The following is a 25358-nucleotide window of genomic DNA, read 5'->3' on the forward strand; positions in this document are numbered from 1 at the left end:
GGCATGAAAAGAAAACCGCCCGCACCTGCCCGAGCAGCACGGCGGGCTGCCGCTGATTCAGGCAGCACGGCGGAATTCCTGCACGAAACGCGCCAGTCGCTCCCAGTCGATGGCTTCGGCCGGGGTGGGGGTGGCAAAGTAATAGCCCTGCAATTTGGCGCAACCCATTTCCTGCAACCGGGCCAGTTGCTCTGCCGTTTCCACACCTTCGGCCACCACATCCAGCCCCAATGCCTGTGCCAGTGCCAGAATGGCGCGCACAATGGCGGCCGACTCTTCCTTGCGGTCCACATCGAACACAAAGCTCTGGTCGATCTTCAGCACGTCGAAGCGGTAGCGGTGCAGATAGGACAGCGCCGAGTAGCCGGTACCAAAGTCGTCCAGCGCCAGCTTGACGCCCAGATCATGCAGCGCGTGCATCACGGTGGCAGCAATTTCCGGCACGTCGATCAGCGCGCTTTCGGTGATTTCCAGATGCAGGATCGCCGCCGGCAACTGATAGCTTTCAATAATGCCACGCATCCAGCTGACCAGTTCCGGATCGTGGAAATTGGCCGACGACAGGTTGATGTGCAGGGCGATGTCACGCGATACCCGGTTTTCATCCAACCACTGGCGTAGTTGACGGCAAGCGGCATTAATCATGTAGCGGTCTACCCGCGTGATCAGGCCGCTTTCTTCGGCCACCGGCAGAAACAGCGCCGGTGAGATCAGGCCGCGCACCGGGTGCAGCCAGCGTACCAGTGACTCGAAGCCCACCAGCTCGCCACTGCGGGCATCGATAAAGGGCTGGAAATAGGGCTGCAGCTGGTCGTCCACCTCCAGTGCGCGGCGCAGTTCGCTCTCCAGTGCCAGTTGGTCGGCCTGATTGATGCGCAGCTGGTGGTTGAACACAGTATAACCTTGCCGCCCCTGCTGTTTGGTGCAGTACATGGCATGGTCGGCATCGCGCAGCAGCTCTTCTGCCTTGTGATAGTGGTCGCGGTCAGCCAGTACCACGCCGACACTGGCTGTGGAAAACACCTCGCGCCCAGCCAGGATGACAGGGCGTTCAAACTCGCTGACAATGCGCCGCGCAATCATTTCGCAGCCTTCCAGTGTCTCGGTGCCAAACAGCAGGATGGCAAATTCATCTCCCCCCAGCCGGGCCAGAAAGTCATAGTGACGCAGGCAGGAGCGGATACGGGCACCGGCTTCGAACAGCAGATGATCTCCCGCCAGATGGCCCAAGGTATCGTTTACCAGCTTGAAGCGGTCCAGGTCGATGAAGATGACGCTGAAGCGGGCACCGGTGCCCGCCAGATAGCCATCCCAGGCACGGCGCAGGGTTTTGGCAAAGTAGTTGCGGTTGGGCAGCTTGGTTAGCGGGTCGTGCAAGCTGTCGAACTCCAGCTGAGCATTGACCGCATCCAGCTCGCTGGTGCGTTCGCGCACCCGCTCTTCCAGCTCGGCATAGGCGTTCTGCAATTCCTGCATCGCCCGCACCCGTGCCAGCGCGGTGCCGATATTGTTGGCGACAAACTCCATCACCTCCTGGTCGCGGTAGCTGTACACCACATCGTCCTGGTAGCTGTGCACCGACAGCACGCCCAGTAATTCGTGTCCGCAATACAGTGGCACACCCAGCCAGCTGCGCATGGCCGGTACATTCGTCTCGTCTGGCACGGACGGGACAAGGGGAACACGATCCAGCAACAATGGCCGGCCGCTGTGCAGTACCTGTTCCAGCTGTCCTTTGCCTGGGCGGCGCGACTTGCTGACCTGCAGGTAATCATCCGAGCAATAGGGAAAGCTGAGCAGATCACTGTCCATGTTGTACAGGGCTACCTGGCAATTGCGGGCGGCCACCAGTTCCATCAGCAAGCGGTGCACGCCGGCCAGAAAGGCCTCCAGCGACAGGCTGGTATTGGACAGGTCGGCAATGCGATACAGCACATCCTGAAAACGTTCGGCGCGCTGCCGCTCCGATATTTCCGAACGCAGCCTTGCATTCACCCCTTCCAGCTCGCAGGTGCGCAGCCATACCTGCCGCTCCAGCTGGCTGCGGTACAGCATGCGGTCGAGTGCATAGCCGATATGGCGGGTGACAAACAGGAACAAGGCCTGCTCGGCCGAGGTGCAGGGTTCCTGCTTGGCATAAAACTGCAGCACGGCGGCACCGATAACGCTGTTGTTGGCATTGCTCAGCGGCACGCCCATCCACAGTTCCGGCACCGGACCATGCAGTAGCAGCTGTTCCTGGCTGCAGATTTCCTGCAAGCGCTCGCGCGTCAGCACCAGCGGCTTGCCCATGCGCATCAGCCAGGCGGTAAGTGAACGCTCGTTCTGTTCGCCGGAAAACAACTCTTCCGATGATGGCGGGGCCGGATCGAGCTGATCGGCATAAAAGGGGTAGTGCAGGCTGCTGGCCTGCTCATCGTAGAGAGCAATGTAGAAATTGCTGGCATCCATCAGCCGCATCAGCAGCCGGTGCAACTTGGGCAGCATGTCGTCCAGCGCAGCACATTCGCCGGGCAGCTGGCTGATTTCCAGCAGGGTTTCGTTCATCACTCGTGCGCGTGACTGTGCGGAATGCAGACGGGCGCTTTGCAGGTGGCCGGTGAGCAGGCCCGCCACGGCGGCCACGTTGTCGGCAACCTTGCCACGCCACACCAGCCAGCCCACGGTTTCACCATGCAGCATCAGCGGTAGCGCGCCACCATCCGGGCCGGGCAACCGCCCGGCAGCCAATGCCGCGGCCGGGGTCAGGTTGTCTGCCGCACCCAGAGTGGCCAGGCATTGCCAGCTTGTTCCCACCAGCGCCCAGACTGCAGCAGCAACAGGCTCGTCCGGACGCTGGATCAGCGCCAGCGCGGTATTGGCAGCCTCTTGCTGGGTAGACAGGTAATCAGCCGTACTCTTCATGTCGTTATCGTAGTATGAGTTAGCCGGAAAATCCGGTCATGCTACGAACAGACGCAGCCATCCCCTATGGCTGTGTTGCCGCCACCACGCTATCCAGCAAGCCCTCCAGCTGGTCTTGCGTATGGGCTGCCGTCAAAGTGAGACGCAGACGGGCCGTCCCCTCGGGCACGGTGGGCGGCCGTATTGCAGGCACCCAGTATCCACACTCCTTCAATCGTGCAGCCAGCAACATTGCCTGCTCGTTCCTGCCTATGATAATCGGCTGTATCGGCGTTCGCGATGGCATCAGCTGAAAATTTACATCAGCAAGCCTTTCCCGCAGGCAGCGCACATGCTGTTGCAGGCGCTGTCTGCGCCAGGGCTCGCCGGCAATCAGCTGCAGGCTGGCCAGTACGGCGGCGGCCAGCGCAGGCGGCTGGGCAGTGGTAAAGATATAGGTTCTTGCCTTGTTTACCAGCCACTGCACCAGTTGCTGGCTGGCGGCAACAAAAGCACCGGCAACCCCGGCTGCCTTCCCCAGCGTGGCCATATAGATCAGCCGCTCGCCGTGCAGGCCGTTTTCCACTGCCGAACCACATCCCTCACCAAGTACGCCGAACCCGTGCGCATCATCGATATAAAGCCAGGCATCGTATTTATCGGCCAGCTGCTGCAGTTTCTTTAGCGGTGCTTCATCGCCGTCCATGCTGTACACCGCATCCACGGCAATCAGCCGCGTCCTGGCCGGCGTGGTAGCCAGCAGGTGCTCCAGCTGTGTCAGATCATTGTGGCGAAAGCGACGAAAGCTGGCGCGCGACAGTTGGCAGGCATCATTCAGCGAAGCATGATTCAGCTTGTCGGCAAATACGGCATCACCACGTCCCACCAGGCTGGTGATTACCGCCTGGTTAGCCGCATAGCCAGAACTAAACAACAGGGCAGCCTCACTACCGCAAAACGCAGCCAAGGCGTGTTCTGCCTCCTCGTGCACGGCAAAGTGCCCGGCCACCAGATGTGATGCGCCGCCCCCTACCCCCCAACGACCCAGTGCCTGCTGTGTAGCTTCAATGAGCGCCGGGTGATTGGCCAGTCCCAGATAGTCGTTACTGGCAAATGCCACATAGCTTTTACCCTCGATTACCACTTGGCAGGACTGTGGTGTTTCCAGAATGTAACGCTGCCGGAACTGGTGCTGCTGTTGCAAATCCAGCAGTGCGCCGGGGATATCTTGGGCTCGCATGGGGCTTTCCGGAAAATTGGGCTAAAACAGGCCGGATTAGGGCAAAAGTATTCCTTATATATACATTGCAAAAATCCGACCGGATTGACACGGTAAAACCAGAAGATTTACAGCGGCGACAAGTCCAGTTTTTCCATCAGCACACGATCGGCATCGACATCCGGATTACCCGTCGTCAGCAGCTTGTCACCATAGAAAATCGAGTTGGCACCGGCAAGAAAGCACAGTGCCTGCATCGCTTCGGGCATCTCGCGACGACCTGCCGACAAACGCACATAACTTTTCGGCATGGTAATGCGGGTAACGGCAATGGTACGCACGAATTCGGTCCAGTCCAGCGGATCGGCCCCTTCCAGCGGCGTGCCGCCTACCTTCACCAGATTGTTGATCGGCACCGACTCCGGCTGCGGCTCCAGATTGGCCAGTTGGGCAATCAGGCCGGCACGATCCTGACGGGTTTCATTCATGCCCACGATACCGCCACAGCATACCGACAAACCGGCACCACGCACCTTGCCCAGCGTGTCCAGACGGTCTTCATACTCGCGGGTATGAATGATGTCACCATACTTTTCCGGTGCGGTATCCAGATTATGATTGTAATAATCCAGACCAGCCTGTTTCAGCTTTTCCGCCTGGCCATCCTTCAGCAGGCCGAAAGTGGCACAGGTTTCCAGGCCCAATGATTTCACTTCGCTGACCATGCGCAGCGTCTGCTCCAGGTCGGCATCCTTCGGGCCGCGCCAGGCAGCGCCCATGCAGAAGCGACCGGCACCATTGGCCTTGGCGGTACGTGCAGCATCAATCACCTCATCCACCGTCATCATCGGCTGGTTTTCCACCGGGGTATCGTGATGAACCGACTGCGGGCAGTAGCCGCAGTCTTCCGGACAGCCACCGGTCTTGATGGAAATCAGCGTAGACAGCTGAACCTTGGTCGGATCAAAAAACTGGCGGTGAATCTCGGCCGCCCGAAAAACCACCTCCATAAAGGGCAGGTCCAGCAGGGCTTCAATTTCTGCTACCGACCAGACATTGCTCTCCGGGTGGGGTGTGGCCGGACGGGAAAACTGGATGGATTGCGTGGTCATAATGCGCTTTCTTTGCAACAAAAATGCCAATTGTATTTATTACAAAATTACAACTGAACAAATGGATAATTTAAGAAAAAAACAGCATGCCTGAGAGTGTCTGGCCGCAGTCTTGCAGAGGGGTTCACATGCTGTCAAATATCAAAAGAAAATTTATTGACAATTGCTCAATATTTAATCAGAACTGTTTGTTGTGTAATTACCCAAACTGTCCCATCGGGCTGTGCAGCGGCTGCAAAGCCAGCTTGCCGTCCTTACCACCCATCCATTGCCCCATTTGCGCAGAACCAGCACTGACGCGGGATATCTGCGGCTTTTGCCTGCGCCGGCCCCCCGCTTTCGACGCCATACACACTCCATACCTGTTTGGCTACCCCCTGAATGCAATTATTTATGCAGTGAAGTACGGAAAACGGCTGGAAATGACCGGAACACTAGCCTGGTTAATGGCAGAATTTGCTGGAAAAACCCCGGTCTATAGCGACCTGGTCATCCCCGTTCCCTTGTCAAAAGAAAGACTTGCAGAACGCGGCTTTAATCAGAGCATTCCACTGGCCCAAGCAATCGCTGCTACAATGCAAAGCCGTTTTTCCGCTACACTGTGTTGGCGAAAACGCAACACTGTGCCGCAAGCCTCTCTCGGACGTGCCGAAAGAAGCCGAAACGTCCGCAATGCATTTGGCGTAAAACAACGTATTGACGGGCTTTCCGTCACCATTGTGGATGATGTGGCAACCAGTGGAGCGACCCTCTCCGCCCTAGCTGAAAAGCTCAAAAAACAGGGGGCAAAACGGGTCGATGCGTGGGTGCTCTGCAGGGCATCTTTCCCAAAAACTTGACCAAGATTTTGATTCTTTGGAACAATCCAGCCAGCCAACGATGTTCACCGTTGTTCTTTTTCAGCCGGAAATCCCGCCCAATACGGGCAATGTGATTCGTTTATGTGCCAACACCGGCTGTGAACTGCATCTGGTCAAACCCATGGGTTTTCCCATGGAGGATGCCAAGTTGCGACGTGCGGGCCTCGACTACCACGAATATGCCCGTGTCGTTGTCCATGAAAACTGGGCTGCCTGCCAGCAGGCCCTGCAAGGACGGCGGATTTTCGCTGCAACAACCAAGGGCGCTACGCGCCACGACCAGATCAATTTCCAATCTGGGGACGTATTGCTGTTCGGTCCCGAATCCCGCGGCTTGCCGCCAGAAGTGCTGGAGGATTTTCCTTCCACACAGAGGATTCGTTTGCCCATGCGTCCCGAATCGAGAAGCCTGAACCTTTCCAACGCCGTCGCGATCACGGTGTTCGAAGCGTGGCGGCAGCTGGATTTTGCAGGAGGAAGCTGACAGTTCACAGGCCGGCCAACACTAACGGGCCAGCAAGAAATGTTGATGCCTGAAGTGAAGCGGACCGCATGCCGGGCCTGAGCCAGTCATGGCACAGGCAGCAAGCAGTCCATGTACACGAAGGCAGGAGGTAGCGCCCGCAAGGGCAGTACCCGCTGACGTTTGTTGATGTGCCCAACAGCATAAGGGAGGTCTATGCAACCAGTACTCCGATGGCTGTGGCTTGTTTTTGTCAGTCTCGTACTCGTGGCCTGCTCCACCGTGAAGACGGCGAGCGCCACCAGCCAGTCGGCCAAGCCGACCAATAAGCCCACCGTAGCCAACAACAAGGGCGGTGCCTATTTTCAGAAAGACGGCCCTGCCGACCATATCCCGGTCAACCTGAATCTGGTACCGGATGCAGTACCCCAGACAGAACCGCTGATCAAGTCAGCCAACCTGCCGTACTCGGCAATGGGCATGAATTTCCGCCCGGACACCAGCGATAAGCCGTTCAAGGCCACTGGCGTGGCCTCCTGGTATGGCAAACAGTTTCAAGGCCGGAAAACCACTTCTGGTGAACGTTACGACATGTTCGCCATGACAGCGGCCCATCCGACCCTGCCGATTCCCAGCTATGTACGGGTGACCAATGCGTCCAATGGCAAGTCGGTCATCGTTCGCATCAATGACCGTGGTCCTTTCCACAGGAATCGTGCAATGGACCTGTCCTATGCTGCAGCCTACAAGCTTGGCTTCGTCAAGCAAGGCAGCGCCCGCGTCAGCATCGAACGCGTTTGGCCGGTAGCCGGTGGTGAAGCTATTGCCAGCAATAGCCCGGAAGTCCGTCAGGAAGACAATCCACGCTATCTGCAGTTGGGCTCCTTCAACAAGCTGGCCAATGCCGAAGCACTGTTGAAGAAAATGCTGGACGAGATGGACGACCATTACGATGCCAAGCTGGGCATCGTGAACCAGCAGGGCAACTACAAGGTCCGCCTGGGGCCCTTTCCGACCGATGCTGCCGTACGCAGCGCGGCGGAAAGCCTGAAAGTGGGAAATGTAGTGATGAAGGACTGATGTACCCTCCCCGCCATCCCTGCGGGATGGGGCAGGATCGCAAGCGAGAGCGCCATGCTCTCGCTTTTTTTATTTCTGGCTGACGCGTGTAGCAGGCAATAAAAAACCCGGCGCACAAAGCGCCGGGGTAAAGGCCTTAATTGTCAGCGTAAGGCTCCCGCTCAGGGAGGCAAGCGGGAGGTGCCGGAGCACCTGCACGGTTAGTAGGGTCCGCGCCGGCAAAGTTCCATCATTCGCTGTCCGGCAGCGAATCCTGTTCTTTCAGTACAGCATCAAACCAGCCTTCGACTACCTGTTCCACTTGTTCGCCCCCAGTTTTCTTGAGGCTGGAAAACAACTGCACCGATACCGCAGGGTAATCTGCCAGCTCACGCCTGACCATGGTCAAGGTCTGCTGCTGGTCGCTACGCGATAATTTGTCGGATTTGGATAGCAGGATGTGCACCGGACGACCCGTATCGCGGAAGAAGTTGAGCATCTGCCGGTCCAGCTCCAGCAGCGGGCGGCGCGAATCCATGATCAGGATCAGCCCGACCAGGCTGTCGCGGGTTTGCAGGTAGCGCCCCAGCAATTGTACCCAGTGCGCCCGCACGGCTTCCGGAACCTCGGCATAGCCGTAACCGGGCAAGTCCACCATGAAGCGTTCGTGGCCCAGGTCGAAAAAGTTAATATGCTGGGTACGACCCGGAGTCTTGGAGACATACGCCAGCCGGGTCCGGTTGGCCAGGGTATTGATGGCGCTGGACTTGCCGGCATTGGACCGTCCCACGAAGGCAACCTCGGCCCGGGTGGGCGGCAGGTCCTTCAAATGGTTGACGGTGGTATAAAAAGTGGCGTTTTTAAAAATCGACATAGTAGTAAGGTTGATTTCAGTTGGTATAGAATAACAGGTTTGAAATTGCCACTTTTACAGATATTTAAGAATTCCTCACAAGGAGCGATCATGAAACGGATGATGCTGTTGGCTGTAGCTGCGGCAACCCTGGCTGGAAGTGCATGGGCAGAAGGCATTGCCAAGGGAGACCCGGTAAAGGGCAAGCAGATCGTTGACACGGTATGTGCCGCCTGTCACGGTGCTGATGGCAACAGCGTAGCGTCGGCAAACCCGACCTTGGCCGGCCAGCATGAGGTATATATCTACAACCAGCTGCAAGCCTTCAAGAAGGGTGATCGCAAGAATCCGATCATGCTGGGCATGGCCTCGGCACTGTCTGACGATGACATGCGTAATGTAGCCTCCTACCTCAGCCAGCAAAAGCCCAAGGCGCGTGAAGCAGCCAACAAGGAGCTGATGCCGCTGGGTGCCAAGATCTACCGTGTCGGCAATCCGGTTACCCACGTCCCGGCCTGTATGGCTTGCCATGGCCCTGCCGGCAAGGGCATCCCGGACCAGTTCCCGCGTGTTGGCAGCCAGCACGCTGCCTATATCACCAAGCAGCTCGGTGATTTCAAGGCTGCTACCGATCGCAAGAACGTGACCATGACTGATGTGGCTTCCCGCATGACTGATGCCGAAATGAAGGCCGTGGCCGAATACATTTCGGGTCTGCGCTAATCGCAACTTTTGCGGATAGCCTTGTTCAAAAGGGAAGCCATAACAGGCTTCCCTTTTTGTGTTCGGCACCAAGATGACTAAAAACTCCCGCCACACCGCTGTTTACAAGCTGTACGAGCTGTTCAGTTCCATGCGCTTTGCCATTGGTCTGCTGACCATTCTGGCCATTGCCTCGATCATCGGCACCGTACTCAAGCAAAATGAGCCCTACCCCAACTACGCCTTCGAGTTCGGCCAGTACTGGTTTGCCGTGTTCGAACAGCTGGGCCTGTACGATGTCTACCACTCCGGCTGGTTCCTGACCATTCTGGCCTTCCTGGTGCTGTCCACCACACTGTGCATCGTGCGCAATGGCCCGGGCTTCATCAAGGACATGAAGGCCTATCGCGAAAAGGCGTCGGACAACTCGCTGGCAGCGATGAAGCACAGTGTTGAAATCGACGCCGCCGGCAGCGACCCCGCCATCCTGCGCGCCTACCTGCGCGCCCAGGGCTGGCGCTGGCGCGAACACCTGCGCGCAGACGGCAGCCTGGTGCTGGCCGCCAAGAAGGGTGCCGCCAGCAAGCTGGGCTACTTCTTCGCCCACATCGCGCTGGTGGTGATTTGTATCGGCGGCCTGATGGATGGCAACCTGCCGCTGAAGCTGGCAGAAATGGTGGGCAGCGTGGTGCCGGAAACCCGCGACATCCCGCAAAGCCAGATCCCGCCCCAAAGCCGCCTTTCTACTTCCAACCTGTCTTTCCGCGGCAATGTCACCATCGCCGAGGGCAAGAGCGGTGACGTGATCTTCCTGAACTCCGGCAATGGCTATCTGGTGCAGGACCTGCCCTTTACCGTGACCCTGAAGAAGTTCTATGTCGACTACTACAGCAATGGCATGCCCAAGCTGTTTGCCAGTGACATTGCCGTCACCGACAAGGCCACAGGCAAGGTGACCGAAGCCCAGGTGAAGGTGAACCATCCGCTGATCGTGGACGGTGTGGCCATCTACCAGGCCAGCTTTGGCGATGGCGGTTCTCCGCTGAGCTTCAAGGCATGGAACCTGGATGCCCCGCAAATGACACCGGTAACCATCAAGGGCATTTCCATGGCCGGCCAGCCTCTGCGTGCCAATGGCAAGGACTACAGCCTGGAATTCGGCGAGCTGCGGGTGTTCAATATCGAGAACATGGGCGGCAAGAATACCGATGGCGGCGACAAGAGCCTGTCCCAGCGCATGCAGGATGCACGCGAGGTGAAACACGAGAAACAGCTGAAGAACATCGGCCCGTCCGTTACCTTCAAGCTGCGTGACAAACAGGGTCAGGCGGTGGAGTTCCACCATTACATGGCACCGATTCAGCAAGATGGTGCCAGCTACCTGGTAGCCGGTGTGCGCAACAAGGTATCGGACCCCTTCCAGTACCTGCGCCTGCCACTGGACGACAGCATGTCGCTGGACAGTTTCATGCGACTGCGCACAGCATTCATGAATCCGGCGCTCTATGATGAAATCGCCAAGCGCACTACTGCCAAGGCCATGCAGGGCTCGGCCATCAGTCCGGCCATGCAGCAGCAGTTTGCCAATAGCGTGAAATGGATTCTGGGCCGCTTTGCCCAGGGTGGCTTTGTGGCCCTGGAGCAGTTTCTGGATGAAAAAGTACCGCAGGACAAGCGTCAGGCCGTGGCCCAGACCTATGTGAAGATCCTGCAAGGTGCGGTGGTGGACGTGATGGACGTGGCTGATGCCAAGGCCGGAATCAAGCCGGTAGCCATGGATGGCAAGCGTTACCGCTTCCTGCTGGACAGCCTGGTGGGTATCAGCGCGCTGCATGATTACAACGCACCGGTGTTCCTGCAACTGCAGGGCTTTGATCAGGTGCAGGCTTCCGGCTTGCAACTAACCCGCTCACCGGGCAAAAACCTGGTGTATCTTGGCTCGCTGATGCTGGTAATCGGCATCGTGCTGATGTTCTATGTCCGGGAAATCCGCCTGTGGATACGCTGCGCACCCGGCAGCGTCAGGGTGGCAATGAGTTCCAACCGGCACAAGCGTGACCTGGATGCGGACTTCCGTCGCCACAGCGAGGCAATTCAACAGTTGGTACGAGGTAAGTGATGGAACTGGCTCAATCCTTTGTCGAACAACCGCTGTACAAGCGCCTGAAAACCGCAGACTGGCTATACGCCGTGCTGATCCTGGTGGCGGCCGCTCAGGCCTGGCGGCTGTACAACCCCTTCATGGACGGCTATGAACAGGCCATTCTGGCTGGCTCCGCCATCGGCCTGGTGGCACTTGGCTGGTTCTGGAAAGCCTGGCGCTGGTTCTTCCCGCTGTCCGCCGGTGTGGCCCTGATTGGCATCAGCCTGTACCACGGCCAGCTTGCGCGTGGCCAGACCGCGTTCTGGCTGAAGTTCCTGCTATCCAGCCAGTCCGCCATCATGTGGATGTGCACACTGTTCTTCCTGGCCACCCTGGTGTACTGGGCCGGGCTTGTCAGCCGCTCGGCCATGCTCGCGCGCATGGGCAGCGGTCTGACCTGGGCGGCAGCGATGATGGGAGCGGCGGGTCTGTTCGTGCGCTGGTACGAAAGCTATCTGATCGGCAGTGATGTCGGCCATATTCCTGTATCCAACCTGTACGAAGTCTTCATCCTGTTTTCGCTGATCACCGCCCTGATGTATCTGTACTACGAAGCCCGCTTTGCCACGCGTCAGGCCGGTGCTTTCGTGCTGCTGGTGATCTCTGCCGCAGTCGGCTTCATCCTGTGGTACAGCTTTGATCGCCAGGCGCATGAAATCCAGCCGCTGATTCCGGCCCTGCAATCGTGGTGGATGAAGATTCATGTTCCTGCAAACTTTGTCGGTTATGGTGCGTTTGCCATGTCGGCCATGCTGGGTGTGGCCGAGCTGCTGGTGCTCAAGGGCTGGCTGAAAGACCGCCTGCCCAGCGCGGAAGTGCTGGACGAAATGATGTACAAGGCCATTTCCATCGGCTTTCTGTTCTTTACCATTGCCACCATTCTGGGGGCGATGTGGGCGGCAGATGCCTGGGGTGGCTACTGGAGCTGGGACCCGAAGGAAACCTGGGCGCTGATCGTGTGGCTGAACTACGCCGCCTGGTTGCATATCCGTCTGGTGAAGGGCTGGCGCGGCGAACCGCTGGCCTGGTGGGCGGTGATCGGCCTGCTGGTCACCACCTTCGCCTTCCTCGGCGTGAACATGTATCTGACCGGCCTGCATTCCTACGGCGGCCTGTAATCCTCCCCCAGCCCCGGCCTGCAGCATCGCCGGGGCTTTGCTTTGCCTGCACCACGGACAAGATGGCCGTGGTTTGTTATTGTGTTGACTGTTTCTTTTCAAGGACCCCGTTTTTACATCATGGATTTATCCTGGCTGTCTGACCCTTATGCCCTGCTCGGCCTCCTCACCCTGATTGTGCTGGAGGTAGTACTCGGCGTCGACAACCTGATTTTTGTGGCCATCCTGGCCGAAAAACTTCCGCCACATCAGCGCGACCGCGCCCGGGTGCTGGGCCTGTCGCTGGCGCTGATCATGCGCCTGTTCATGCTGGCCGGCATCAGTTGGCTGGTAAAACTCACCGAACCACTGTTTTCCGTACTGGGCCAGAGCTTTTCCGGCCGCGACCTCATCATGCTGGGCGGCGGCCTGTTCCTGCTGTTCAAGGCCACCATGGAGCTGCACGAGCGGCTGGAGGGGGTGGAACACAGCGAGGGTAATGGCCAGAAGGCCTACGCCGCCTTTGCCACGGTTGTCGTGCAGATCCTGGTACTGGATGCGGTGTTCTCCATCGATTCCGTCGTCACCGCCATCGGCATGTCCGAACACCTGGGCATCATGATGCTGGCAGTGGTGATTGCCATGAGCATGATGATCATGGCCAGCAAACCGCTGACCCGCTTCGTCAATGCCCACCCCACCGTGGTGATGCTGTGCCTGGGCTTCTTGCTGATGATCGGCTTCAGCCTGATTGCCGACGGCTTCGGCTTCCATATTCCCAAGGGCTATCTGTACGCCGCCATCGGTTTCTCGGTGCTGATCGAAGTGTTTAACCAGGTGGCCAATGTCAATCACCAGCGCTATCTGAACAGCCGCAACACCTTCCGCTCCCGTACCGCCGACACCGTGCTGCGCCTGCTGGGCAATGCGCCGCTGCAACACGGCAGCCATAACGAGCAGGAACACGAGGAAGGCCCGCATGAGGATGCGGAAGAAGCTTTTGCCCACAACGAACGGGCGATGATCCACAGCGTGCTGACACTGGCAGAACGCCCGATCCGGGTGATTGCCACCCCGCGTTCCGACATCCACCGCCTGGACATCAGCCAGGACGCCGACAAGCAACGCAAGGTATTGCGTGACAGCCCCTACTCCCGCTTGCTGGTGGTGGGTGCCGGCCGTATCGACGAGCCGCTGGGCATCGTGGCACGCAAGGACCTGCTGGCCCAGTTGCTGGATGGCCAGACACTGGACGTGATGGCCGCGCTGCGCCAGCCGCTGGTGCTGCCGGAAGGCATGACGGTGCTCAAAGCCATGGAAGCCTTCCGCCAACAGGCCGCCGACATGGCCTTTGTGGTGAATGAATTCGGCAGCCTGGAAGGCATCGTCACCCAGAAAGACCTGATGGAAGCCATTGCCGGCGACTTCCCGGAAGAACACGAGCGCCACGAGCAGCCGGCGCTGGTACAAGGCGAGGATGGCAGTCTGGATGTGGAAGGCAGCACCGAACTGGTGACGCTGGAGCAGTACATCGAACTGGGCAATTACGAGGACGAGGATTTCCACACTGTAGCCGGCCTGCTGATGCACCGGCTGGAGCGCATCCCATGCCAGGGCGACAGCATCCGCGAAGCGGGCTGGGACATTGTGGTGACCGAGCAAAAAGGCAACCGTACCGAGCGGGTCAGCATCCGCCCGCTGCCCAAGCTGGATGATGAGCAAGGCTGAGGCCGCCATCGTACCGGGCCACTGGCATCTGTACGTGCTGGAGTGCCGTGACGGCGCGCTGTATACCGGCATCAGCAATGATGTGGCGCGGCGCTATGCCGCGCATCTGGCCGGGAAAGGGGCGCGTTACACCCGAATCAACCCGCCGCAGCGCATTGCACTGGTTCACCCCTTTGCCGACAAGTCGCAGGCGCTGAAGGCCGAATACGCCTTCAAGCGCCTGTCCGCCGCCGCCAAGCGCCAGCTGGTGGCAGGCGGCGACCTGAGCGGCTGGCTGACGGCACGCGCCGCCCCGACCGACACCAATCAATAAACAAAGCGTTCGCGCAGCTCGTCCAGGTTCAGCTCATGCAGAATGGCTTCCTGCCGTTCACGCGCACTCTGTTTGCCCTTGCCGGTTTTTTTGGCAATGATCAGTTCGTTCTTCATCGAATGTTCCCAGCCCACCAGCTCGGTCACCGTCAGCTGGTAACCACGCGCCTCCAGCTGCAGGCAACGCAGCACATTGGTCAGCTGGCTGCCGAATTCGCGGGTGTGGATGGGGTGACGCCACAGTTCGGACAAGGGTGTCTTGCCGAAAGTCTCGTTCTTCTTCTGCCGCAACACCGCAGCCACCTCGGCCTGACAGCAGGGCACCAGCACGATGTACTTGGCATCCTTGGCCAACGCAAAGCGGATGGCGTCGTCGGTGGCGGTGTTGCAGGCGTGCAAGGCGGTAATGATGTCCACCTGGGCCGGCAACTGCTCGGAGGTAATGGACTGCTCCACCGTCAGGTTGAGAAAACCCATGCGGTCAAAGCCCAAACGTTCGGCCAGCTCTTCCGAGCGGCTGACCAGCTCTGGCCGGGTTTCGATGCCGTACACCCGACCGGCCTCCTTGTCCTTGAGAAACAGGTCGTACAGGATGAAGCCCAGATAGGACTTGCCCGCGCCGTGGTCGGCCAGGCTGACGTCCCCCTTGCTTTGCAGCACGTCCTGCATCAAGGGCTCGATGAACTGGTACAGGTGATACACCTGCTTGAGCTTGCGGCGGGTGTCCTGGTTGATCTTGCCGTCGCGGGTGAGAATATGCAGTTCTTTGAGCAACTCCAGCGACTGCTGCGGTTTGATTTCGGGAATCAGGCTCATCATGGCCTCCGGTAAAGCGGGAATGGCGCGATTTTACCAGTTTCAGCCGCCCAGCCCCGACAAGCTTGGCCGCAGCGGCCGACCATGCCACAATTTGCCATCCCAATTGCACCGAGCATCGCCATGGCCCTGCAGTATCACCTGATTCCGGTTACCCCCTTTGCCCAGAACTGCAGCGTGCTGTGGTGCGATGTCAGCCGTGAAGCGGCCATTGTCGATGCTGGAGGCGATATTGCCCGCATCCGTGCCTGGATCGAACAAAAGGGCCTGACCGTCACCAAGCTGCTGCTGACCCACGGCCATATCGACCATGCCGGTGGTGCCGGCGAGCTGGCCGCCCAGCTGGGCGTGCAGATTGAAGGCCCGGAACAGAGCGAAAGTTTCTGGCTGGACCAGCTGCCCAATCAGGGCCGCATGTTCGGCTTTCCCTCCAGCCCGGCCCTCACCCCGGAGCGCTGGCTGAACGAGGGCGATACCGTCAGCATCGGCCAGGAAACGCTGCAGGTGATCCACTGCCCGGGCCATACCCCCGGCCATGTGGTGTTCTACAGCGCCACCGCCGGCGTGCTGGTGGCCGGTGACGTGTTGTTCCAGGGTTCCATCGGTCGCACCGACTTCCCGATGGGCAATCACCAGCAGCTGATTGATGCCATCCAGCAAAAGCTGTTCCTGCTGCCGGACGATACCGTGGTGATTCCCGGCCACGGCCCGCTCACCACTATTGGTGACGAAAAACGCCATAATCCCTTCGTGGCGGATGCCCGCTTCCGCTGATGTCGCCCGCCTTTGAACTGGCGGTGCTGGCGCTGGTACGGCAGATTCCACCCGGCCGGGTCAGCAGCTATGGCGTACTGGCCGCAGCTGCCGGTTTCCCGCGCCACGCCCGTCATGTCGGCAAATTGCTGGGCAGCCTGCCGGATGGCCATGGCCTGCCCTGGCACCGGGTGGTGAACAGTGCCGGTCGCTTGTCCCGCCCCGGCAGCGAGCAGGCCGACTGGCAGCGGGTGCTGCTGGAACAGGAAGGCATAGAATTTTCCGATAGCGGCGGCATCAGCCTGTTTCGTTACGGCTGGCCGGATAGCGCCTACTTACCAGCCGATGTCCGCTGATGGCGACAGTTGCTGCATATTGTCCAACAGCAATACAGCCCGTTTTCATAATGTTGCTGAAATGTTACGTCGCTTGAACTGAAACTTTTCAATGTAGAGACTTGTGCGCTACCCTGCGCGCCCCCGTATGGTCTGCCCTGCGGGTTTTACATAAAAAAAGTTCACTTAGGCGGAAAAAATGAAAGCTCGCAAACTGCTGCTGGCCCTGTCCCTGATCAGCGGCTCCACCCTGGCGCATGCCGACAACTGGACTTTTGCCAATGTCAGCGCCAACTACCTCGACTGGTCGTCCCGCACTACCGAGCAAAGCGGCAAGAAAGACTTCGGCTACCTGGAAGCCGAAGGCGGCATGGGTGGCAACTGGGGTGATGTCTACGGCTTCTTCGACCTGGAAAACCCGGGCAAGAGTGGCGATGGCCTGAACGGCTACGACCGCCGCTACACCACCAAGGCTATTGGCCGCTTCAACCTGACCCAGCTTGGCAATGTACCGGTGCAGCTGTACGCACATGTTTACGACACCCGTGGCAACAACTTCTTCAGCCAGAACCGCGTGCTGGGCCTGAGCACCGAGCTGAAATACGGCAACCTCACCATCAAGCCCTTCATTGGCGCACACAACGAGCTGGACTCCTTCGGCATCGGTTCCGGCTACAACGGCTGGATGGCCGGCTATGTGCTGCTGTATCCGTTCACTGCCTTCGGTCAGTCCTTCCTGGTGACCCAGTGGCATGAAACCGAATTCGCCCGCAAGCAGCAATTCGTGGCCAACTACAAGCACAACACCGGTGAAAACGGTGCCATCGCCCTGTGGTGGAATGTGAACAAGCGCTTCACTACCGGCGTGCAGTACCGCTATGCCGACCAGAAGCTGGGCTCGGCCGAATACCAGAACGCCGTGATCTACAGCGCCAAGTACAATTTCTGATCCAGCGCCGATCACTGTTGTAGCCGTAATGCAAAACGCCTCCTGATGGAGGCGCCAGGCTGCTGACTATGTAATTTGGTGCGATGGCACAGGGCCCGGCAAAGCCGGGCCTTTCGATTAAGTTATTGCGTCCGCAGCCTTCCCGTCTATTCCCAATCCCCCCGCCCTTTCCCTGAAAGGGAGCCTCGCTTTCCTTCCGGAAAGCGAGAGAGGGGTTTGATGTAAATCGGGCTTACTTGCTCTTGTTGGCCTGACGGTACAGCTGGATCAGCCGGCGGGTGGAGCTGTCGTGCTCGGCCGTTTTCAGCTTGCCGGTCAGCTCGCCGTGGATGGTTTTGGCCAGTTGCTTGCCCAGTTCCACCCCCCACTGGTCGAAGCTGTTGATGCCCCAGATTACGCCTTGCACAAAGATCTTGTGCTCATACAGCGCAATCAGCGAACCCAGGTTGCGCGGGTCGAGGAAGCTCATCAGCAAGGTATTGGTGGGACGGTTGCCGGCAAACACCTTATGCGGCACCAGTGCTTCCAGCGCATCGCCCTTCATGCCTTGTGCGGCCAGTTCTTCGCGTACTTCGTCGGCGGTCTTGCCGCGCATGAAGGCCTCGGCCTGGGCAAACACGTTGGCCAGCAGGATTTCATGGTGACCCGGCAGGCTGCCACGGCTTTCCAGCGAGGCGATCAGGTCGATCGGCGAAATATGGGTGCCCTGGTGCAGGAGCTGGAAGAAGGCATGCTGGCCGTTGATGCCGGTTTCACCCCAGATGATGGGCGCGGTTTCAAAATTGACCGGATTGCCGTTGAGCTGGGTCTGCTTGCCGTTGGACTCCATGTCCAGCTGCTGGATGAAGGCCGGCAGGCGGTGCAGGTACTGGTCGTACGGCGCAATCACATGGCTGCCGCCACCAAAATAGTTGATGTACCAGATACCGATCATCGCCAGCAGCACCGGCATGTTCTGCTCGAACGGCGCATTGCGGAAATGCTGGTCCATGATGTGGGCACCGTTGAGCAGCTCGGTGAAGTTTTCTTCACCCAGATACAGCATGATGGGCAGGCCGATGGCCGACCACAGGCTGTAACGGCCACCTACCCAGTCCCAGAATTCGAACATGTTTGACGGGTCGATACCGAAATCGGCCACCGCCTTCTGGTTGGTGGACACGGCAACAAAGTGCTTGGCCACCGCTTTTTCGTCACGCGCTCGCTGCAGGAACCAGTCGCGTGCGGTCAGCGCATTGGTCAGGGTTTCCTGGGTGGTGAAGGTTTTGGATTCCACCACAAACAGGGTGGTTTCCGAGTGCACCTTCTTCAGGGTTTCCTTCAGCTGGGCACCGTCCACATTGGAAACAAAGTGCATGTTCATGCGCGGGTGACCAAACGGGCGCAGCGCGCTACACACCATCAGCGGGCCCAGGTCCGAACCGCCAATGCCGATGTTGACGATGTCGGTGATGGGCTGGTTGGTATAACCCAGCCACTCGCCCGAGCGCACCGCATGGGCAAACTTGCCCATGCGTTCCAGCACGGAGTTCACCTTGGGCATCACGTCTTCACCATCAACAAAGATGGGCGAGTTGGTGCGGTTGCGCAGCGCCACATGGAGCACAGCGCGGTTTTCCGTGCTGTTGATCTTTTCGCCCTTGAACATGGCCTTGATGCGTTCCAGCAGCCCGGCTTCACGCGCCAGCTGCATCAGGCCCTTCAGGGTTTCGTCGGTAATGCGGTTCTTGGAGTAATCGAGGAACAGCCCGCCCACCTCCAGGCCATAGCGTTCGGCCCGCTCCGGGTCGTTCTGGAACAGCTCGCGCATGTGCAGCTGCTTGGCATCGGCAAAGTGGTCCCACAGGGTTTGCCAGGCGGGGTGCTGGGTCAGTTCGCTCATGATGATTAATCCTCTTCTGTCCGTTCAGCCAGTCTCTTTGCTTTGAGACTGTGCTTGGTTTTTTCTAGTTGTCCGATCACGCCGGGGCCACGGCGCAAGGCCACGCCCACGGCCAGCACATCGATGAGCACCAGATGGATGATGCGGGAAATCATCGGGCTGTAAGTTTCGTTGTCCTCCTGGGTGTCCGCCATCAGGGCGATGGTGGCGGCGCGTGCCAGCGGTGAACCACTGGCGGTGATGGCCACCACGGTGGCACCGGAAGCGGTGGCTTCTTCCACGGCATCCAGCAGCTCGCGCGAGCGGCCGGAGCTGGAAATGGCCACCAGCACGTCGTCGGCATTCAGCACCGAAGCCGCCATCATCTGGATGTGGGTATCGGCATAAGCCACGGTGGAAATGCCGAAGCGGAAGAACTTGTGCTGGGCATCGGCGGCGGTGATGCCGGAATTGCCCAGACCGTAAAATTCTACCCGGCGCGCACGGGAAATGGCCTCGATGGCCGCTTCGATGGCCTGCGGATTGACGTCGTTACGGCTTTTGAGCAGGGCGGTGACGGTGTTGTCGAACACCTTGGCCACGATTTCCGAGGTGGGGTCTTCCGGCCGGACGCTGGAGTGCACATAAGGCACGCCGGTGACCAGGCTGCCGGCCAGTTTCAGCTTGAAATCGGGCAGGCCGGAGCAGCCCATGGAGCGGCAGAAGCGAATCACCGTGGGCTGGCTGACGCCGGCATTGCGGGCGATATCCGCCACTGCGGCCTGCATCATGGTGTAGGGCTGAGCCAGCACCAGTTCGGCCACCTTGCGTTCGGCCGAAGACAGGGCTTCTAGCTGAGACTTGATTCTTTCCAGCATGGGTCAGTGCTCCAGATGCGCCGCCAGCGCTGCCGACGCGCCGATCAGCGCAGGGTAACGGCTGTTGATGACAAACACCGGAATCCCCGCCAGATAAGCGGAAAAACGGCCCTTGTCTTCGAAGCGCGGGCGGAATGGCGACGTTTTGAAGTAGTCGATCAAACGTGGAACGATACCACCGCCAAGGTATACCCCGCCACGGGCGCCGAGCGTCAGCGCCAGATTGGCCGCCGCCGTACCCAGCATGGCGCAGAAGGCGTCCAGCGTTTCGCGGCAGCGTGGACAGCTGCCGGCCAGGCCACGCTCGGTGATGTCGGCGGCGGACAGGTCCTGCTCCGCCTCACCAGCCAGTGCCGCCAGCGCATGGTAAATCAGCACCAGACCGGGGCCGGACAGCAGGCGCTCGGCCGATACATGGCCGTGACGATCACGCGCATAACGCCAGATGGCAGCCTCGCGTTCGTCAAACGGGGCAAAGCTGACGTGGCCGCCTTCGCCAGCCAGCGGCATCACGCCGCCGGGGTAAGGCATCAGCGCAGACACGCCCAGGCCGGTGCCGGGGCCAATCAGCGCCAGCGGGCTGCCACTGATCGCTTCACCGCCGCCCACCTGTACCAGCTCATTACGCGGCAAGTGCGGCAGCGACAAGGCCAGCGCGGTGAAATCGTTGATGACAATCAGCGAAGTCAGCTCCAGCGCCTGTCGGGTGGCTTCGATGGAAAAGGCCCAGTGATGGTTGGTCATCTGCACCCAGTCGCCGGTCACCGGATTGGCAATGCCGATGGCGGCATGGGCCACCGCGCGGGTGTCCACCTCGGCCAGATAGCTGCGCATGGCCGCTTCCAGCGTGGGATGGCTGGCACAGGGCAGCACGATGATGTCTTCCAGCACGCCGGGGGCGGTTTCCAGCGCAAAGCGGGCATTGGTGCCGCCGATGTCGGCCAAGAGCCGCGGCCAGGTATTAGGCAGTCCAGTAGACATCGATGGGGCACTCCGTCTGCAACAGGAAATGGCTGATAGGCAGGCTGTCGTTGATGCCTTGCGCCGCTTGTTCAAATACCTGGCGTTTGCCCGCACCCTGAATCGACAAAATCAGGCTGTCACACGCGAGCAAGGCGGCCTTGCTCATGCTGAAGCGCAGGTGCGGCGCGGTGAGCGGCTGTACGGCGAGCAAGGGCAGGCTGCGTGCCATGTCCAGCCCCTCCGCCAGCGCCGAAGCACCAGGGAACAAGGAAGCAGTATGGCCATCTTCACCCATGCCCAGCACGGCAACGGTGGGACGCAGATAGGCAGCGTTGGCGGCAGCCAGTTCGGCTAGCTCATCACTGGCAGCGCCTACCAGCGGCAGGAAACGGGCGGCTGCGGCGGCATCCTGCAACAGATGTTCGCGTACCAGCGCGGCATTGCTGTCCGGGTGATCCGGCGGCACGAAGCGTTCGTCCACCAGCGTGATCAGCACCCGCGACCAGTCCAGCGGCTGGCTGCGCAGGGCGTGAAAGAAGGGAACCGGCGATTTGCCACCGGAAACAGCCAGCACGGCGCGGCCATCGCGCACCAGAGCGGCCGACAAGCGTTGTGCCACGGTAGCGGCCAGGGCGGCGGCGCTGGCCGGTGCATCGGGAAATTCAAACCATTGCATGCATGTCATCCTCACCTTGCACCCGGCCCCTGATATCCATGACACCGGGTGATTGCCGCTCTTGCTGGCCGGCTTGTTATGAATTGTCCTGTCCGGGCAGGCCAGTGCGGCGGCCCGGACGGGTCAGGTCGGTCAGCTTTCTTCGTGCCAGCTGATACCGTCGCGGCTGAGCAGGGCGCTGGAAGCCGCCGGGCCCCAGGTGCCGGCGGTATATTGCTTGGGCGGGGTGTTGCTGCTGTTCTGCCAGCATTCCATGATGGGCATCACCCAGCGCCAGGCTTCCACCAGCTCGTCACGGCGCATGAACAGCGCCAGCTTGCCGCGGATCACATCCAGCAGCAGGCGCTCGTAGGCATCGGCACGGCGCACCTTGAAGGCCTTGTAGAAGTCCAGATCCAGATAGGCCGGTTGCAGGCGCATGGTGTCGCCCGGCTCCTTGGCCAGGAAGTACAGGCGGATGCTTTCTTCCGGCTGCAGCTGGATTACCAGCCGGTTGGCGGTATGGCTGCCGCTCAAGGGACCGGAGAACAACTGGTGCGGCACGTCGCGGAAGTTGATGACGATTTCCGCCAGCCGCTCCTGCATGCGCTTGCCGGTACGCAGGAAGAAGGGCACGCCGGCCCAGCGCCAGTTGTCGATTTCCGCCTTGAGGGCAACAAAGGTTTCGGTCTGGCTGTCGGCCGGAATGCCTTGCTCCTGCAGATAACCCACCACCGGCTGACCGGCCACCGCACCGGCCTTGTACTGGCCGCGCACGGTCTTGTTGGCCACATCCTGCTCGCTGAACGGCCGCAGTGCCTTCAGCACCTTGAGCTTTTCGTCACGCACCGCATCGGCTTCCATATTGGCCGGCGGCTCCATGGCGACGATACACAGCAGTTGCAGCAGGTGGTTCTGCACCATGTCGCGCAGCGCGCCGGTGCCATCGTAGAAATCGCCACGGGTGCCGACACCCAGGTCTTCGGCAATGGTGATCTGTACATCGTGAATCCACTCGCGCCGCCACAGCGGTTCGAACAGGGCATTGGCAAAGCGGATGGCCATCAGGTTCTGCACCGACTCCTTGCCCAGGTAGTGGTCGATACGGTACAGCTGTTCTTCCTTGAAAAAGTGGGCCACGGCATCGTTGATTTCGTTGGACGAATCCAGATCGATACCCAGCGGCTTTTCCAACACCACGCGCACATTGGGGCGGTTAAGGCCAACGGCGGCCAGATTTTCGCAAATGCCGGCAAACAAATTGGGCGCGGTGGCCAGATAACAGACCACCACCCGTTCCGGATGCTGGCCCACCGCTTCGGCCAGGGCCGGGTAGTGGGCGGCCTCGCCGGCATCCACCTGCAGGTAATCAATGCGGCTACGGAAGGATTCCCACGCCGCCGCATCGAAATGTTCCTTGATATGCTGGCGGGCGCTTTTTTCCACCAGTGCCAGGTAATCGTCGCGGCTCATCGCCTTGCGACCCAGCGCCAGCAGGCGGCCTTGCTGGTTGAGCAGGCTGGCAGCATGGGCCTGATACAGGGAAGGCAACAGCTTGCGCATTACCAGATCGCCGGTGCCGCCGAACAGCACCATATCGAAGGCCGGGGTGGGCGTGCTACGGTTATCCATAGTGATCTTCCGTCTTGTGCATTTGCAATGTAGTTATATTACCACCCGATTTGGTCATGTCCATGCGTGCAGCCAGGACAATCCGCAGAAAGCAACACCTACCCAATCGAGCATAAAACTATGAAACCCTTTACTGGAGTGACTTTCATACCGATCACCCCCAATACGGCACTATCAGCCAGCAGCTGAATTCTTGCAATTTAAGTGTAGTAAAACTACCATTTACCCATATTCATCACGGGAATTGCCATGGCCCTGCACCCGGTACTACACACCGTTACCCAGCGCATCATAGATCGCAGCCGCGCACGCCGCGCAGCTTATCTGGATCACCTTCATGCCGCTGCCCAGCAGGGCAAGGTGGAACGCGCCCAGCTGTCCTGCACCAATCAGGCCCACGCCTTTGCGGCGATGCCGGACAATATCAAGATTCATCTGAAAGAAGCCCACCGCCCCAACCTGGCCATCGTCTCCGCCTACAACGACATGTTGTCCGCCCACCAGCCGCTGGAAGCCTACCCGGCCTGGATCAAGGAAGAAGCGCTCAAGGCCGGTGCCACCGCCCAGTTTGCCGGCGGCGTGCCCGCCATGTGCGACGGCGTGACCCAGGGCCAGCCGGGCATGGAGCTGTCGCTGTTCTCGCGCGACGTCATCGCCATGAGCACCGCCGTGGCCCTGTCACACCAGATGTTCGACGCCAGCCTGTATCTGGGCGTGTGTGACAAGATTGTTCCCGGCCTGATGATTGGTGCGCTGACCTTTGGCCATCTGCCCGCGGTATTTGTGCCGGCCGGCCCGATGACCACCGGCATTGCCAACGACGACAAGGCGAAGGTGCGCCAGTTGTTCGCCGAAGGCAAGGTGGGACGGGATGTGCTGCTGGATTCCGAGTGCCAGTCCTACCACGGCCCGGGCACCTGTACCTTCTATGGCACCGCCAACTCCAACCAGATGATGATGGAAATCATGGGCCTGCATCTGCCGGGCACCGCTTTCGTCAATCCGGGCACACCGCTGCGCGAGGCACTGACCCGTGCCGCCGCCCGTCAGGCCGCCCACATTGCAGCCCAAGGAGAAAACTTCACCCCGGTTGGCCGCATGATTGATGAAAAATCCATCGTCAATGCCATTGTCGGCCTGCTGGCCACCGGCGGCTCCACCAACCACACCCTGCATCTGGTAGCCATTGCCCGTGCTGCCGGCATCGACATCAACTGGGACGACTTTGACGAACTGTCGGCCATCATCCCGTCGCTGACCCGCGTTTACCCCAATGGCAAGGCCGACGTAAACCACTTCCACGCCGCTGGCGGCATGGGCTTTGTCATTCGCGAGCTGCTGTCTGCCGGCCTGCTGCACGAAGACGTGGACACCATCGTCGGCCACGGCCTGTCAGCCTATGCCAATGAGCCATGGCTGGACAATGGTACGCTCAAGTGGCGTCCGGCACCGGCCGTGAGCGGCGACGACAGCGTGCTGCGCACCGTGGCCGATCCGTTCAGCCCGGATGGTGGCCTGCGCGTGGTGGCTGGCAATCTGGGCCGTGCCGTGATCAAGGTATCCGCCGTCAAGCCGGAACACCGCATTGTAGAAGCACCGGCTCTGGTGTTCGACGATCAGAACGACATGCTGGCGGCGTTCAAGCGCGGCGAGCTGGAACGCGACTTTGTCGCCGTGATCCGCTTCCAGGGCCCGCGCGCCAACGGCATGCCGGAACTGCACAAGCTGACCCCGGCATTGTCCATCCTGCAAGAACGCGGCTTTGCCGTGGCACTGGTGACCGATGGCCGCATGTCCGGTGCGTCAGGCAAAGTGCCGGCTGCCATCCACGTCTCGCCGGAGGCGGTATTGGGCGGTAGTATCGGCAAGGTTCGCGCTGGCGACATCGTGAGACTGGACGCTGTGGCCGGCACGCTGGAAGTAAAAGTGCCAGCAGCAGAATGGGCGGCGCGCGAGCAGGCCAGCGCCGACCTTGCACACAATCAATTTGGCGTGGGACGTGAACTGTTTGCGGTATTCCGCGAATCCGCCGACGCCGCGGAAGCTGGTGCCATGAGCTTCCATCACCCGCTGTGGAGAAACTGA

The 25358-nt window shown here is 59.8% G+C and carries 22 protein-coding genes; 12 read left to right on the top strand and 10 right to left on the bottom strand.

Features of this window, described 5'->3' with window-relative positions; all coding sequences use genetic code 11:
• Positions 1–57: 57 nt before the first annotated feature.
• From GSR16_RS19400 to bioB, 3 genes are all read right to left on the bottom strand, one after another.
• The gene (locus GSR16_RS19400) at positions 58–2904 is read right to left on the bottom strand and encodes a putative bifunctional diguanylate cyclase/phosphodiesterase (protein WP_159880272.1); all 2847 of its coding nucleotides are present in this window, start codon (positions 2902–2904) and stop codon (positions 58–60) included.
• 64 nt (positions 2905–2968) lie between these two features.
• Positions 2969–4123 carry an 8-amino-7-oxononanoate synthase gene (gene bioF, locus GSR16_RS19405; protein ID WP_159880274.1) on the bottom strand — a complete coding sequence of 385 codons (1155 nt, stop codon included), beginning with the start codon at positions 4121–4123 and terminating at the stop codon, positions 2969–2971.
• Between the two features lie 107 nt (positions 4124–4230).
• Positions 4231–5214 (bottom strand): biotin synthase BioB, encoded by a 984-nt coding sequence (gene bioB, locus GSR16_RS19410; RefSeq protein ID WP_159880276.1) that lies wholly within the window; start codon positions 5212–5214, stop codon positions 4231–4233.
• A gap of 128 nt (positions 5215–5342) precedes the next feature.
• Here bioB and GSR16_RS19415 point away from each other — a divergent pair, with 128 nt between their 5' ends.
• The 3 genes from GSR16_RS19415 (at position 5343) to GSR16_RS19425 (ending at position 7617) form a co-directional block, all read left to right on the top strand.
• Positions 5343–6053, top strand: a complete 711-nt coding sequence (locus GSR16_RS19415) for a ComF family protein (protein WP_159880278.1) — start codon at positions 5343–5345, stop codon at positions 6051–6053.
• Positions 6054–6093: 40 nt separating this feature from the next.
• Complete coding sequence (gene trmL, locus GSR16_RS19420; protein WP_089082961.1) at positions 6094–6558, top strand: tRNA (uridine(34)/cytosine(34)/5-carboxymethylaminomethyluridine(34)-2'-O)-methyltransferase TrmL; 465 nt, start codon at positions 6094–6096, stop codon at positions 6556–6558.
• Positions 6559–6819: 261 nt separating this feature from the next.
• Entirely contained in the window at positions 6820–7617 is a 798-nt protein-coding gene (locus GSR16_RS19425) for a septal ring lytic transglycosylase RlpA family protein (RefSeq protein ID WP_240902546.1), read from the top strand.
• Positions 7618–7846: 229 nt separating this feature from the next.
• On the opposite strand, the gene yihA is transcribed toward GSR16_RS19425, so the two are convergent.
• On the bottom strand, positions 7847–8470 hold the full coding sequence (gene yihA, locus GSR16_RS19430) for a ribosome biogenesis GTP-binding protein YihA/YsxC (RefSeq protein WP_159880282.1): 624 nt from the start codon (positions 8468–8470) through the stop codon (positions 7847–7849).
• A gap of 90 nt (positions 8471–8560) precedes the next feature.
• On the opposite strand from yihA, the gene GSR16_RS19435 reads away from it, so the two are divergent.
• From GSR16_RS19435 to GSR16_RS19455, 5 genes are all read left to right on the top strand, one after another.
• Complete coding sequence (locus GSR16_RS19435; protein WP_159880284.1) at positions 8561–9172, top strand: c-type cytochrome; 612 nt, start codon at positions 8561–8563, stop codon at positions 9170–9172.
• Positions 9173–9245: 73 nt separating this feature from the next.
• Entirely contained in the window at positions 9246–11270 is a 2025-nt protein-coding gene (locus tag GSR16_RS19440) for a cytochrome c biogenesis protein ResB (RefSeq protein WP_159880286.1), read from the top strand.
• Positions 11270–12412 (top strand): c-type cytochrome biogenesis protein CcsB, encoded by a 1143-nt coding sequence (gene ccsB, locus GSR16_RS19445; RefSeq protein WP_159880288.1) that lies wholly within the window; start codon positions 11270–11272, stop codon positions 12410–12412. The genes GSR16_RS19440 and ccsB overlap by 1 nt, the downstream gene beginning before the upstream one ends.
• 120 nt (positions 12413–12532) lie before the next feature.
• Positions 12533–14119, top strand: coding sequence for a TerC family protein (locus tag GSR16_RS19450; RefSeq protein ID WP_159880300.1), 1587 nt, complete (start codon positions 12533–12535; stop codon positions 14117–14119).
• Positions 14106–14432: a GIY-YIG nuclease family protein gene (locus GSR16_RS19455; protein ID WP_159880912.1), complete on the top strand. Its 327-nt coding sequence runs from the start codon at positions 14106–14108 to the stop codon at positions 14430–14432. The genes GSR16_RS19450 and GSR16_RS19455 overlap by 14 nt, the downstream gene beginning before the upstream one ends.
• Here GSR16_RS19455 and GSR16_RS19460 read toward each other — a convergent pair.
• Complete coding sequence (locus GSR16_RS19460; protein ID WP_159880302.1) at positions 14426–15247, bottom strand: class I SAM-dependent methyltransferase; 822 nt, start codon at positions 15245–15247, stop codon at positions 14426–14428. The genes GSR16_RS19455 and GSR16_RS19460 overlap by 7 nt on opposite strands.
• Before the next feature lie 123 nt (positions 15248–15370).
• Here GSR16_RS19460 and GSR16_RS19465 point away from each other — a divergent pair, with 123 nt between their 5' ends.
• The 3 genes from GSR16_RS19465 to GSR16_RS19475 all read left to right on the top strand — a co-directional run bounded on the left by GSR16_RS19465 (position 15371) and on the right by GSR16_RS19475 (position 17284).
• A complete protein-coding gene (locus GSR16_RS19465; protein ID WP_159880913.1) occupies positions 15371–16021 on the top strand; it encodes an MBL fold metallo-hydrolase in 651 nt (216 codons plus the stop codon).
• Complete coding sequence (locus GSR16_RS19470; protein ID WP_159880304.1) at positions 16021–16356, top strand: MGMT family protein; 336 nt, start codon at positions 16021–16023, stop codon at positions 16354–16356. Before GSR16_RS19465 ends, GSR16_RS19470 begins: the two co-directional genes overlap by 1 nt.
• A 178-nt stretch (positions 16357–16534) precedes the next feature.
• Positions 16535–17284, top strand: coding sequence for an outer membrane protein OmpK (locus tag GSR16_RS19475; RefSeq protein ID WP_159880306.1), 750 nt, complete (start codon positions 16535–16537; stop codon positions 17282–17284).
• 232 nt (positions 17285–17516) lie between these two features.
• Here GSR16_RS19475 and pgi read toward each other — a convergent pair whose 3' ends face one another.
• The 5 genes from pgi to zwf form a co-directional block, all read right to left on the bottom strand.
• On the bottom strand, positions 17517–19166 hold the full coding sequence (gene pgi, locus GSR16_RS19480) for a glucose-6-phosphate isomerase (RefSeq protein WP_159880308.1): 1650 nt from the start codon (positions 19164–19166) through the stop codon (positions 17517–17519).
• A gap of 5 nt (positions 19167–19171) precedes the next feature.
• A complete protein-coding gene (hexR, locus tag GSR16_RS19485) occupies positions 19172–20023 on the bottom strand; it encodes a transcriptional regulator HexR (RefSeq protein WP_159880310.1) in 852 nt (283 codons plus the stop codon).
• 3 nt (positions 20024–20026) lie between these two features.
• Positions 20027–21004 (bottom strand): glucokinase, encoded by a 978-nt coding sequence (locus GSR16_RS19490; RefSeq protein WP_159880312.1) that lies wholly within the window; start codon positions 21002–21004, stop codon positions 20027–20029.
• A complete protein-coding gene (pgl, locus tag GSR16_RS19495; protein ID WP_159880314.1) occupies positions 20985–21662 on the bottom strand; it encodes a 6-phosphogluconolactonase in 678 nt (225 codons plus the stop codon). The genes GSR16_RS19490 and pgl overlap by 20 nt, the downstream gene beginning before the upstream one ends.
• Positions 21663–21794: 132 nt before the next feature.
• Entirely contained in the window at positions 21795–23273 is a 1479-nt protein-coding gene (gene zwf, locus GSR16_RS19500; RefSeq protein WP_159880316.1) for a glucose-6-phosphate dehydrogenase, read from the bottom strand.
• Between the two features lie 249 nt (positions 23274–23522).
• Between zwf and edd the strand changes: the two genes are divergently transcribed.
• Positions 23523–25358 (top strand): phosphogluconate dehydratase, encoded by a 1836-nt coding sequence (gene edd, locus GSR16_RS19505; protein WP_159880318.1) that lies wholly within the window; start codon positions 23523–23525, stop codon positions 25356–25358.

Origin of the sequence: Aquitalea denitrificans, from assembly GCF_009856625.1 — a bacterium.
Classification (GTDB): Bacteria; Pseudomonadota; Gammaproteobacteria; order Burkholderiales; family Chromobacteriaceae; genus Aquitalea; species Aquitalea denitrificans.

What these genes read in the sequence shown, in the direction of transcription:
- GSR16_RS19400 (WP_159880272.1), bottom strand. Translation starts at nt 2,904, where the DNA reads ATGAAGAGTACGGCTGATTACCTGTCTACCCAGCAAGAGGCTGCCAAT.
- bioF (WP_159880274.1), bottom strand. Translation starts at nt 4,123, where the DNA reads ATGCGAGCCCAAGATATCCCCGGCGCACTGCTGGATTTGCAACAGCAG.
- bioB (WP_159880276.1), bottom strand. Translation starts at nt 5,214, where the DNA reads ATGACCACGCAATCCATCCAGTTTTCCCGTCCGGCCACACCCCACCCG.
- GSR16_RS19415 (WP_159880278.1), top strand. Translation starts at nt 5,343, where the DNA reads ATGCTGTCAAATATCAAAAGAAAATTTATTGACAATTGCTCAATATTT.
- trmL (WP_089082961.1), top strand. Translation starts at nt 6,094, where the DNA reads ATGTTCACCGTTGTTCTTTTTCAGCCGGAAATCCCGCCCAATACGGGC.
- yihA (WP_159880282.1), bottom strand. Translation starts at nt 8,470, where the DNA reads ATGTCGATTTTTAAAAACGCCACTTTTTATACCACCGTCAACCATTTG.
- GSR16_RS19435 (WP_159880284.1), top strand. Translation starts at nt 8,561, where the DNA reads ATGAAACGGATGATGCTGTTGGCTGTAGCTGCGGCAACCCTGGCTGGA.
- GSR16_RS19440 (WP_159880286.1), top strand. Translation starts at nt 9,246, where the DNA reads ATGACTAAAAACTCCCGCCACACCGCTGTTTACAAGCTGTACGAGCTG.
- ccsB (WP_159880288.1), top strand. Translation starts at nt 11,270, where the DNA reads ATGGAACTGGCTCAATCCTTTGTCGAACAACCGCTGTACAAGCGCCTG.
- GSR16_RS19450 (WP_159880300.1), top strand. Translation starts at nt 12,533, where the DNA reads ATGGATTTATCCTGGCTGTCTGACCCTTATGCCCTGCTCGGCCTCCTC.
- GSR16_RS19455 (WP_159880912.1), top strand. Translation starts at nt 14,106, where the DNA reads ATGAGCAAGGCTGAGGCCGCCATCGTACCGGGCCACTGGCATCTGTAC.
- GSR16_RS19460 (WP_159880302.1), bottom strand. Translation starts at nt 15,247, where the DNA reads ATGAGCCTGATTCCCGAAATCAAACCGCAGCAGTCGCTGGAGTTGCTC.
- GSR16_RS19465 (WP_159880913.1), top strand. Translation starts at nt 15,371, where the DNA reads ATGGCCCTGCAGTATCACCTGATTCCGGTTACCCCCTTTGCCCAGAAC.
- GSR16_RS19470 (WP_159880304.1), top strand. Translation starts at nt 16,021, where the DNA reads ATGTCGCCCGCCTTTGAACTGGCGGTGCTGGCGCTGGTACGGCAGATT.
- GSR16_RS19475 (WP_159880306.1), top strand. Translation starts at nt 16,535, where the DNA reads ATGAAAGCTCGCAAACTGCTGCTGGCCCTGTCCCTGATCAGCGGCTCC.
- pgi (WP_159880308.1), bottom strand. Translation starts at nt 19,166, where the DNA reads ATGAGCGAACTGACCCAGCACCCCGCCTGGCAAACCCTGTGGGACCAC.
- hexR (WP_159880310.1), bottom strand. Translation starts at nt 20,023, where the DNA reads ATGCTGGAAAGAATCAAGTCTCAGCTAGAAGCCCTGTCTTCGGCCGAA.
- GSR16_RS19490 (WP_159880312.1), bottom strand. Translation starts at nt 21,004, where the DNA reads ATGTCTACTGGACTGCCTAATACCTGGCCGCGGCTCTTGGCCGACATC.
- pgl (WP_159880314.1), bottom strand. Translation starts at nt 21,662, where the DNA reads ATGCAATGGTTTGAATTTCCCGATGCACCGGCCAGCGCCGCCGCCCTG.
- zwf (WP_159880316.1), bottom strand. Translation starts at nt 23,273, where the DNA reads ATGGATAACCGTAGCACGCCCACCCCGGCCTTCGATATGGTGCTGTTC.
- edd (WP_159880318.1), top strand. Translation starts at nt 23,523, where the DNA reads ATGGCCCTGCACCCGGTACTACACACCGTTACCCAGCGCATCATAGAT.